The 8,946-nt window shown below is 67.5% G+C and carries 12 protein-coding genes; 6 read left to right on the top strand and 6 right to left on the bottom strand.

The window, feature by feature from the left end; translation table 11 throughout:
• Positions 1–1,079: 1,079 nt before the first annotated feature.
• Positions 1,080–1,664 (bottom strand): dienelactone hydrolase family protein, encoded by a 585-nt coding sequence (locus E1261_RS40760; RefSeq protein WP_132415114.1) that lies wholly within the window; start codon positions 1,662–1,664, stop codon positions 1,080–1,082.
• A gap of 57 nt (positions 1,665–1,721) precedes the next feature.
• Here E1261_RS40760 and E1261_RS40755 point away from each other — a divergent pair, with 57 nt between their 5' ends.
• Both E1261_RS40755 and E1261_RS40750 read left to right on the top strand, forming a co-directional pair.
• Positions 1,722–2,297: an ArsR/SmtB family transcription factor gene (locus E1261_RS40755; protein WP_238176759.1), complete on the top strand. Its 576-nt coding sequence runs from the start codon at positions 1,722–1,724 to the stop codon at positions 2,295–2,297.
• Between the two features lie 37 nt (positions 2,298–2,334).
• Complete coding sequence (locus E1261_RS40750) at positions 2,335–3,261, top strand: aldo/keto reductase (RefSeq protein ID WP_202875427.1); 927 nt, start codon at positions 2,335–2,337, stop codon at positions 3,259–3,261.
• On the opposite strand, the gene E1261_RS40745 is transcribed toward E1261_RS40750, so the two are convergent.
• The 4 genes from E1261_RS40745 to E1261_RS40730 are packed head-to-tail and all read right to left on the bottom strand — an operon-like array spanning position 3,258 to position 5,725.
• Positions 3,258–3,869: a hypothetical protein gene (locus tag E1261_RS40745; RefSeq protein ID WP_132415112.1), complete on the bottom strand. Its 612-nt coding sequence runs from the start codon at positions 3,867–3,869 to the stop codon at positions 3,258–3,260. The genes E1261_RS40750 and E1261_RS40745 overlap by 4 nt on opposite strands.
• A gap of 55 nt (positions 3,870–3,924) precedes the next feature.
• Positions 3,925–4,338: an SRPBCC family protein gene (locus tag E1261_RS40740; protein WP_132415111.1), complete on the bottom strand. Its 414-nt coding sequence runs from the start codon at positions 4,336–4,338 to the stop codon at positions 3,925–3,927.
• Complete coding sequence (locus E1261_RS40735) at positions 4,331–4,648, bottom strand: ArsR/SmtB family transcription factor (RefSeq protein ID WP_132415110.1); 318 nt, start codon at positions 4,646–4,648, stop codon at positions 4,331–4,333. Before E1261_RS40735 ends, E1261_RS40740 begins: the two co-directional genes overlap by 8 nt.
• 33 nt (positions 4,649–4,681) lie before the next feature.
• On the bottom strand, positions 4,682–5,725 hold the full coding sequence (locus E1261_RS40730; RefSeq protein ID WP_132415109.1) for a GNAT family N-acetyltransferase: 1,044 nt from the start codon (positions 5,723–5,725) through the stop codon (positions 4,682–4,684).
• A gap of 57 nt (positions 5,726–5,782) precedes the next feature.
• Between E1261_RS40730 and E1261_RS40725 the strand changes: the two genes are divergently transcribed.
• Positions 5,783–6,226 carry a MarR family winged helix-turn-helix transcriptional regulator gene (locus E1261_RS40725; protein WP_132415108.1) on the top strand — a complete coding sequence of 148 codons (444 nt, stop codon included), beginning with the start codon at positions 5,783–5,785 and terminating at the stop codon, positions 6,224–6,226.
• Positions 6,227–6,230: 4 nt separating this feature from the next.
• Here the strand turns inward: E1261_RS40725 and E1261_RS40720 are convergent, their stop codons facing one another.
• Positions 6,231–6,692 (bottom strand): MarR family winged helix-turn-helix transcriptional regulator, encoded by a 462-nt coding sequence (locus tag E1261_RS40720; RefSeq protein ID WP_132415107.1) that lies wholly within the window; start codon positions 6,690–6,692, stop codon positions 6,231–6,233.
• 56 nt (positions 6,693–6,748) lie between these two features.
• Here E1261_RS40720 and E1261_RS40715 point away from each other — a divergent pair, with 56 nt between their 5' ends.
• The 3 genes from E1261_RS40715 to E1261_RS40705 are packed head-to-tail and all read left to right on the top strand — an operon-like array spanning position 6,749 to position 8,828.
• Complete coding sequence (locus E1261_RS40715) at positions 6,749–7,660, top strand: glutamate-cysteine ligase family protein (RefSeq protein ID WP_132415106.1); 912 nt, start codon at positions 6,749–6,751, stop codon at positions 7,658–7,660.
• The gene (locus E1261_RS40710) at positions 7,657–8,613 is read left to right on the top strand and encodes an ATP-grasp domain-containing protein (RefSeq protein ID WP_132415105.1); all 957 of its coding nucleotides are present in this window, start codon (positions 7,657–7,659) and stop codon (positions 8,611–8,613) included. Before E1261_RS40715 ends, E1261_RS40710 begins: the two co-directional genes overlap by 4 nt.
• The gene (locus tag E1261_RS40705) at positions 8,610–8,828 is read left to right on the top strand and encodes an MAPEG family protein (RefSeq protein ID WP_132415104.1); all 219 of its coding nucleotides are present in this window, start codon (positions 8,610–8,612) and stop codon (positions 8,826–8,828) included. Before E1261_RS40710 ends, E1261_RS40705 begins: the two co-directional genes overlap by 4 nt.
• The last annotated feature ends 118 nt before the right edge of the window (positions 8,829–8,946 follow it).

Raw genomic sequence — 8,946 nt, 5'->3', positions numbered from 1 at the left:
ATTTGAACGGATAACCCCGCAGGTTGTCGCTTCTCCCTTCAAAACTTGAGGGGAGAACCAGCACATTGAGGGGATATCCGGGCTCGTTGCCGGTCCGTACGGCGGCGGTGGTAGCGGACCGCTCGGATGCGGCTGGGAACCTGCGGCGGTCGTGACGGGTCGCTCGGATGCGGACGGAGACCTGTGGCGGTGGTTGCTCGCCGATGCGGCCGGCGTTACAGGAGAGGTGTGGCTGGGAGGGTGCCTGGCTGGGCGGGATGGCCAGGCCGGCGGGCAGACGTGAACGAGGTCTGGGGCTGACCGGTTGCGGTTGCTGCCGACGGCGGCGAGGCCTGTCTGCCGACCCATCGCGCCCGCTGCCCTGGACGATCTTTCAGCACGTTTGAGGCAGATCGGGCTGCTCGGGGGTGCTGTACGCGGTTGCCCGGCGCCGCTGGGGAGTCGTATCCCCCGAAAACGACCGGTAGAACTCCCCAACCCTCGCAATAACCAGCCGAACGGCCGAACCCCGTACACCTACTGGGGACCCCGGACACCCGACCAGATGTCCGAAGCCCCCAGTAGGTGACCGCAGTACACCCCGCTCACCTGCACGCCGCGCGGCAGAGCGCCGTACCCGCAACGTCCGAACAACCGGAGGGCCCGTCTCCGGCTGTTCGGACGTTAATCGCTGCTCCGAGCTAACGTCCGAAAGATCGGAGGGCCCGCCTCCGGTTCTTCGGACGTTGTGACGGGCAGGACGGCGCACCACCCGCGCCGGACTGGACAACCGGCCCCTCCCAAAAAAATCGGGGGTGCCCCTTGAGGTGGAGGGTTGCCCGCTGAGGTGGAGGGTTGCCCGTTGAAGTGGGGGGTTGCCCATCAGAAAACTCAGGGGGCAACCCCCTGGTTGAGGGGGCAGGCTCCCGGGCAGGGCCGGCCGCCCCCACCCCAAACGCCGCCGGCCAACCGCGACCCGGCGCGCTGCCACCACCGTGACGTCAACCCCGATTTGCCTGGATAGGCAGCCAAATCGGGGGTTCTGCACCTTTGACCACGGTGCATAACCCCCAACCACGGTGGCCAGCCAGCGAAATGGGTCAGGGGAGGTTGGTGAGGAAGGTGAGGGTGCGTTGGATCAGGAGGATGGCTGCTTCCTGGTCGTGGTCGGCGAGGGACGAGTCGGCGAAGAGGTGGGATTTGCCGGGGTAGAGGAAGAGTTCGGCGTCGGCGGGGTTCGCAGCCACCAAGGCTTGGGCGGACGCCAGGTCACCGTCTTCCTCGGTGAACCAGGGGTCCTCGTCCATCCCGTGGATCTGCACCGGAACCCCGGCCGGCCAGGTTTCGCTGAACTCGCCGACCGGCAGACACGAGTGGTAGAAGAGACCGCCGCGAGCGCCGGCGCGCGTCTGAGTCAGTTGCTGCGCGGGCATGACTCCCATCGAGAACCCCGCGTAGACGACGCCCGACGGCAGGTCCTGGGCATAGGCGACGCCGGCCTCGAGCAGCTTGCCGAAGCCGATGCTCTTTCCGTACGCCATCCCGTCCTCGATGGTGTCGAACGTGTTGCCGTCGTACAGGTCGGGCGTGTGGACGGTGTGCCCCGCCTGGCGGAGTTCCTCGGCGAAGGCCTTGACCCCGTCGGTCAGCCCCTGCGAGTGGTGGTACAGCACGACCTCGGTCATCTTCAGCTCCAATGATCCAAATATCTCGAACAATCGGGAATGCTAGTCTGTTCGACCGTGACAGGCAACAGCCCCGCGGTCCCGGACTACGAGCTCGCGGAGACTCTCGAGCTGACGACCGCCGAGCAGGTGCGGGCGATCGCCGACCCCCTCCGTACGACGATCCTCGGCCTCCTGCACGAGCGCGCCGCGACCGTCACCGAGCTGGCCACCGCGGTGAAACGACCGAAGAGCACGGTCGCCCATCACGTGAAGGTGCTCGCGGACGCCGGCATCCTGCGCGTCGTCCGGACCCGCAAGGTGCGCGCGATCGAGGAGCGGTTCTACGGCCGCGCGGCCCGCTCGTTCTACGTCGGCCTCGGCCGCCGGGACGGCAAACTGCCCGAGGACTTCAACGACTTCGAGGTCGCCGCCGAGGAGTCCCGGAGCGCGTACGACGAGGGCCAGCTCCGCTCGTTCATCCGGCACGCCCGCATCCCCGAGGAACGCGCGGCAGAGTTCTGGCGCGGGGTCCACGAGCTGATCGACACGTTCGACAAACTCCCGCGCGCGGGCGACACGACGTACGGGTTCACTGTCGGTCTCTATCCGATCGTCGACTACCCGACCCTGCCGCCGACCGCGGACGAGTAGGCGCCGCGTCAGGAGACATGCCCTAAGGTCGGGGTTTGTGACGACAATTGACTTGGGTGGCACCGGGACCGCGGCTTCGCAGGTCGTCCTCGGGCTGATGCGGATCAAGGAAAAGTCCGACGAGGAGATCCGCACGCTCGTCGGGACCGCGCGCGATGCCGGGGTGACGATGTTCGACCACGCGGACATCTACGGCGGTCCGCACGGGTGCGAGCAGCGGTACGGCGAAGCGCAGCCGGTGCCGGCGTCCGAGCGGGACCAGATCCTGTTGCAGTCGAAGGTCGGGATCCGCTCGGGGTTCTTCGACTCGTCGCGCGAGCACATCCTGTCGAGTGTCGAGCAGTCGCTGACCGCGCTGCGGACCGACTACCTCGACGTACTGCTGATCCACCGCCCCGACACTCTCGTCGAGCCGGACGAGGTCGCGGCCGCGTTCGACGAGCTGCAGAGCAGCGGCAAGGTCCGCTCGTTCGGCGTCTCGAACCACACGCCCGGCCAGATCGAGCTGCTCCGGAAGGCAGTCCGCCAGCCGCTCGTCGCGAACCAGCTCCAGTTCAGCATCACGAACGCAGCGCTGGTCGCGCAGGGCCTGGCCGCGAACATCATGGGCCTGGAGCAGTCGGCCGACCGCGACCTCGGCATCCTCGACTACAGCCGGCTGTACGACATGACCATCCAGACCTGGGGTTCCGTACAGTCCCCGGCGAACGGCGGCGTCTTCATCGGCGACCGGGAGAACTACCCCGCGCTCAACGACGCCCTCGACGAGCTGGCGAACGCGCACGGCACCTCCCCCGACGCGATCGCCATCGCTTGGCTGGCCCGGCACCCCGCCAAGATGCAGATCGTCATCGGCACCACAACACCGAGCCGAGTCCAAGACGCAGCCACCGGCGCCGCGATCACACTCACCCGCGAAGAGTGGTACCGCCTCTACACCTCCGCCGGCAACACCCTGCCCTAGGGTCGGCGCGAGCGTGCGACGTACAGGCCTGCGAGGTTGAGCGCGAGACCCCACAACGCGAACATCACCACGTTCGGCAGCACGTCCGATCCGCCGTACTCGCCGTTCCACCACGGCTGCGCCGATCCGTACGGCGTCAGCCATGGCCGCGCGCCTGGTGCAGTGGCGGACAGTACGCCGTACAGGCCGAGTGGGAGCACGATTGTCGCGGCGGCTGCGATCCAGCCGCGGCCGATCAGCATGCCGAGCCCGGTGCCGGTCAGCTGTGCAACAACCTGCGTGACGAAGGCTCCGATGATGAGCACCGGCGCATGTTCCCAACGATCGCTCGCCGTCGACGGCACCAACCAGGCAACGAGAATCGACGCGATCAACCCCACCGCCGCCAACCCCACGGCGTATCCGATCGCCAACCGATAGACCGACTGCTCGCGCCGAGCTGCGGCCACCGCACCGATGAACGGCACTCCGACCGAGATCAGACTCTGCGCAACCCCGGACGCCGACGCGAAAGTCCGATCAGCCTCCGCAGCCCCGACATGACTCAGCACCGCCCCGAGAACTCCGACAACCCCAGTGACACCGGCTATCACGCGATAAACGCGCATCGAGCACCCCCAGCTCTAGTCGATGCCCCAATGATCCCAGGTGAGCGGGTCGTGCCTAGACCAGATTGGCGGGCAACTCTGCAGCCAGTACGGCGAGCCGCGGCAGCACGTCGTCACGCCAGCCCGGGCCCATCCGGTCGAACGCGATCCGGTGCCGGTTGTTGTCGAGATCGAATCCGGAGTGCTCGAGGAACAGGCGGGTCCCGCGGCCCTCGGGAGCGAGTCGCCAGTCGAGCGTCCAGTCCCCGTTGAAGGTGTAGGTGAACCGGGTCGGCGCCTCGACATGCGTGACCTCGCACGCGACCTCACCCCACTTCGGCATCTGTAGGTGGAACTGATGCCCGACAACCGGCGCGACATCCCCCGGCGCCCACCAGCGCGCCAGCAGCTCCGGCTCGGTCAGCACCCGCCAGATCCGCTCCGGCGTCGCCGCCACGAACTGATCCACCACGATGGCCTTCTCACTCATCCGAACCCTCCAGGTCCTCGGCAACCTCAGCCAACGCCCGCAGTCGCGGCCGCCAGTACTCCTCGAACGGGTGCAGCCAGTCGTTGACCTCAGCCAGCGGCGCACCGTCCAGCGAGTAATGCCGCTCGCGCCCCTCGGCCCGATCCCGCACCAACGCCGCATCCCGCAGCACCTTCAAGTGCTCCGCCACGGCCGGCCGACTCAGCTCGAACTGCGCAGCAAGGTCCCCCGCGGTCCGCGGCCCCGCCATCAGCAGCTCCAGCAACTTCCGCCGCACCGGGTGAGCCAACGCCCCAAACGCATCCGTCATACCCGGGAGAATATGTCGGGATTTTCCGACATGTCAACTATTTCCGACCGATCCGGCGGTGGCGGCTTTGCGGAGCAGGACCGATCCGGGCGGGGCGCCCTCGCGGGTGAGGGAGTAGCCGGCCTGGCGGTAGAGCGCCTGCGGCCCGGTACTGCGAACGCCGGTGCACAACGCGATTGTCGCCGTACCGGCCGGGGCGTGCGCTTCCGCGTGCGCGAGAAGTTGTTGCCCTAGGCCCTGATGTCGGTAGTCCGGGGCAACCATCAACCGCCCGATCAGCCAAGCGTCGCCGTCCCGCCGGGCCCGCACCGACGCAATCAATCGGCCACCAGAACGGATCACCCAGACCTGCCACTCCGCAAGCGATACCTCGACCTGCGCCGCAGTCTCGGTCAGCGCAGGCAGGTCGAACGCCCGATTCGCAATCGCCTCGTCAACCCAGCAAGCACGTTGCAGCACGACCAGCTCCGACACATCCCCTGCGGCTGCCGCAACGATTTGCCCATCCCGCTCACGCAACGGGCGCAGTACGTCGGCCGCCCGCACCAGCTGGGTCAACGCGCCGCGGGCCTGTCCGGCCCGCCGCTCATCCACGACCACCTCGCCATCGACGACATCGTCGGCGATCCGCAGGTACACGTCACCACCGACCGAGAGCATCCGCATCGACGCCGCCACCCCGCGAGCCATCTGGACGGCCCGCGAGCCAGCCGACGTATTGCCGTAGCCGACGAACAGGCACGGCTTCCAGGCCCACTCGCGACTCAGGAAGTCGAACGCGTTCTTCAGCGTGGCCGGCATCGCGAAGTTGTACTCAGCCGTCACGAAGACGAACGCATCAGCCGCATCCACCCGACTACTCCAGGCTCGGGTGTGCGCGTGCACGTAGACGCCGGTCGATGGATGCTCGGGCTCATCGAGGAACGGCAGGCCCACCTCCGCAAGGTCAGCCACGTCGATCACGACCTCCAACTCGGCCGCAGTGGCGGCCGTCGCCCGGACGAACCACTCCCCGATCGCCGGCCCGAGCCGTCCGGGCCGCGTACTGGCAACCACGACCATGATTTTCATTGACATGTCAAAGACGATAGGCAGCTTTCTATGACATGTCAAAGAAAGCGCTAGGATCACCACATGACCCAGTGGCTGAGCACCGACGAGGAGCGCGCCTGGCGTGCGGTCCGGCGACTGCTGACGGTGCTGCCGTCGCGACTCGGCCGCGATCTCACCCAACTCGGGCTGTCCTCGGCGGACTACGAGGTGCTCAGCACGCTGTCGGAGAAGCCCGGCCGCCGCTGGGGCCTCAGGGATTTCGCCGAGAAGATGCAGTGGTCGCGCAGCCGGCTGTCACATCACGCGGCGCGGATGGAGGCTCGCGGCCTGATCGAGCGCGAGGCCGATCCCGCCGACGCGCGCGGTTCCATCTACCACCTCACCGACGCCGGGTTCGCCGTACTGGCCGAAGCCGCACCTGGCCACCTCGCGTCGGTCCGGGCCCGCTTCCTCGACCACCTGAGCCCGGAGGAGGTCGCCGTACTCGAGCGTGTCGCCGACCGGATCGCCGACCTGCCCGACTGACACGTCACTCCGCGTCCCAGCGCTCCAGTACGTCGGCAACTCGGTCGAGGACGTCGCGGGCCACGGCGTACTCCTCGGGGCCGAACTCTTCGGCGAAGCGTTCTTCGAGATCCCGCAGGTGCTGATAGCCGTCCGCCGCCGCGTGCCGGCCGAGCTCGCTGTAGGTGACCAGCTTGGCACGGCCGTCCTGCGGATCCGGGCGCATCTCAAGGATGCCTAGGGCAACCATTTCGCGGACCACCTCGCCCATCGACTGCCGGGTCATCCCGGCGCGGTGCGCCATGTCCGCCGACCGCGAGCCCTCCGACTGCAGGGTGCCGAAGACGGCGTTGTGGGCCTGCTTGATCTGCGGATGGCCGTGCTTGTGCATCTCGCGGACCATGTGCGTCTGCAGCACGCGATTGGCGCGGTCGACCAGGGCGATGAACGGTTTGCGGCCGAGTCGGGGAAGCTCAACGCTTGACACTCGTAAGGTTTCCTTCCATTATTTCGACAGGAATCCTTACAGTATCAGGAGCGACCATGAAACCGAAGGAACTGCAGCCGCTGGTGGCGCAGCTGTTTGCACGGGGCCGGCGCCGGAGTGTCCGGGTCGCGGTCGAGCAGGAGTTCCTGGTCGCCGACGGCACCACCGGGGCCGCCGTACCGATTGATCGGGTACGACGCGCGGCGGCCGACACGCCGTACCTCAGCTTCGAGCCGGGCGGTCAGTTGGAGCTCAGCCTGCCCTGCTCTCTCGACCCGGTCGGCCAGCTGCACACGATGGTCGACGATCTCACCCACCGCCTCGCCGCCGCGCACATCAGCATCTACGCGCTACCGGTCGACCCGCGGCCCGAGCACGAGGTCCCGCTGCAACTGACGAGCCCCCGGTACGTCGCGATGCATCGACACTTCGATTCGATCGGACCGGCCGGTCGGCGGATGATGCGGCGTACTGCATCCACGCAGATCTGCCTGGATTGGTGGCCGGGGCAGGCGGGTGCTGAGCAGTGGCGGGTCCTCAATCTCGCTGGGCCTTATCTCGCGGCGACCTTCGCGCGAAGCTCCGGTCCGCACGGGCGGCTCACCACTTGGCTCGAGGCGGACCCGGCGCGGACCGGGTTCGACGACCGGCTGCTCGCTGATGACTTTGTTGCGGCGTACACGGCCTTCGCGGCCGGCGCCACGGTGTTCACCTCCGGTGGGCCGGCTGAACATCTGACGACCATGTTCCCGCCGGTTCGCCCACGATCGACGTACCTGGAAGTGCGTTTCCTTGATGCGCAGGAACCATCCGCGATCGGACCTGTCGTCGATGCTTTGACCAGCCTGATGTACGACGATGCCCACCGCCGCAGGGTGTTGCGCCGCCTGGAAGTGGATCGGGTTCACCTGGCTGAACACTGGCTCTCGGCAGCCAACGGTCAGCTCGACCTGGAGTTGGTCGCATGAACGCGATCCTGTTCGTCACCGACCCGCTCAGCGGACTGCAGGCCGAGATCGATGCGACCATCGGCCTGATGGCCGCATCGCAGGACCTCGGCCACGACATCTGGTGCTGTCAGCCGGAGGAGCTCGCCGTCATCGACGGCTGCCTGTACGCCCGCGCCCACCGGATCCGCCTCCGCCCGCGCCGACCCGGCCGCGACCATCGGTGGATCGTCGACCCCACCTGGTACGACGAACTCGACGTTGCGCTGCTCGACGTTGCCGACTTCGCGGTCGCGCACCTCCGAATCGATCCGCCGGTCGACGACCGGTACCTGCACGCGACGTACCTGCTGGACCTCGCCGGCACCCGCGTCATCAACCGCCCGGATGGCATCCGCGCCGTCCACGAGAAACTGATCGCGCTACGGTTCCCTTCGTTGTGCCCGGCAACCTATGTCGGTACGTCGGTCGCCGCGCTCCGCGAGTTCGTGGGCCGAACCGGGACCGCGATCGTCAAGCCGGTCGACGGATTCGCCGGACTCGATGTCTGGCTGGTTCATGACGACCACGCGGCGATGTCCCTGCTGGAGTCGGCCACCCGCGGCGGGCGGCGGCAGGTGATCGCGCAGGAGTACCTGCTGGCTGTTGCGCACGGCAACAAACGACTCTTCCTGCTCGACGGCGAGATCGTCGGCGCCGTCCTCCGCCGCCCGGACGCTTCTGACTTCCGCATCGGCCCACCGGTCGCCATCGCCCCGGTCGATGCCGCCGATCTCGCCATCGCCGAGGCCCTGCGCCCGATCCTCGTCCAGCACGGCCTCACCATCGCCGGCGCCGACGTGATCGGCGGCCGCCTGATCGAGGTCAACGTCACCTGTCCCGGCGGCATGCACAAAACCGACGCCCTCCTCGGTACCACCCTCAGCCAATCGATCGTCCAGCACCTCACCGCACGCGAAGGAGTCCTGACATGAGCACCATCACCATCATCTGCATGGCGTCACTAGGCATCCTGCTCTTCCTGCTGGGCGCCAACGTCACCCGCCACCGAGCCCTCCGAGGCAGCGGCAACCAAGCCCCCACCGACCCCGCCGACCCCCTCCTGATCGCAGTCCGAGCCCACGGCAACGCCGCCGAATACATCCCCACCCTGCTGGTCCTCCTCCTGGTCTGCTCCTTCGGGCCTTGACCCTGGTTCTTGGACACGCTGAATCCAGCATTTGCTGGGGAAGCGAGATGATTCTGAGTTATGGCCCGTAGGAACTATTCCGAGGAGTTTTGTCGGCAGGCCGTCGACTTGTACGAGT

This window comes from Kribbella albertanoniae, assembly GCF_004348455.1.
Classification (GTDB): domain Bacteria; phylum Actinomycetota; class Actinomycetes; order Propionibacteriales; family Kribbellaceae; genus Kribbella; species Kribbella albertanoniae.
This window is presented reverse-complemented; position numbering and strand designations above follow the sequence as displayed.

Bases quoted from the DNA above. Each gene is read 5' to 3' on its own strand.
- E1261_RS40760 (WP_132415114.1), bottom strand. From the start codon at position 1,664: ATGACCGAGGTCGTGCTGTACCACCACTCGCAGGGGCTGACCGACGGG.
- E1261_RS40735 (WP_132415110.1), bottom strand. From the start codon at position 4,648: ATGACGGATGCGTTTGGGGCGTTGGCTCACCCGGTGCGGCGGAAGTTG.
- E1261_RS40745 (WP_132415112.1), bottom strand. From the start codon at position 3,869: ATGCGCGTTTATCGCGTGATAGCCGGTGTCACTGGGGTTGTCGGAGTT.
- E1261_RS40740 (WP_132415111.1), bottom strand. From the start codon at position 4,338: ATGAGTGAGAAGGCCATCGTGGTGGATCAGTTCGTGGCGGCGACGCCG.
- E1261_RS40705 (WP_132415104.1), top strand. From the start codon at position 8,610: ATGAGCACCATCACCATCATCTGCATGGCGTCACTAGGCATCCTGCTC.
- E1261_RS40715 (WP_132415106.1), top strand. From the start codon at position 6,749: ATGAAACCGAAGGAACTGCAGCCGCTGGTGGCGCAGCTGTTTGCACGG.
- E1261_RS40725 (WP_132415108.1), top strand. From the start codon at position 5,783: ATGACCCAGTGGCTGAGCACCGACGAGGAGCGCGCCTGGCGTGCGGTC.
- E1261_RS40710 (WP_132415105.1), top strand. From the start codon at position 7,657: ATGAACGCGATCCTGTTCGTCACCGACCCGCTCAGCGGACTGCAGGCC.
- E1261_RS40730 (WP_132415109.1), bottom strand. From the start codon at position 5,725: ATGTCAATGAAAATCATGGTCGTGGTTGCCAGTACGCGGCCCGGACGG.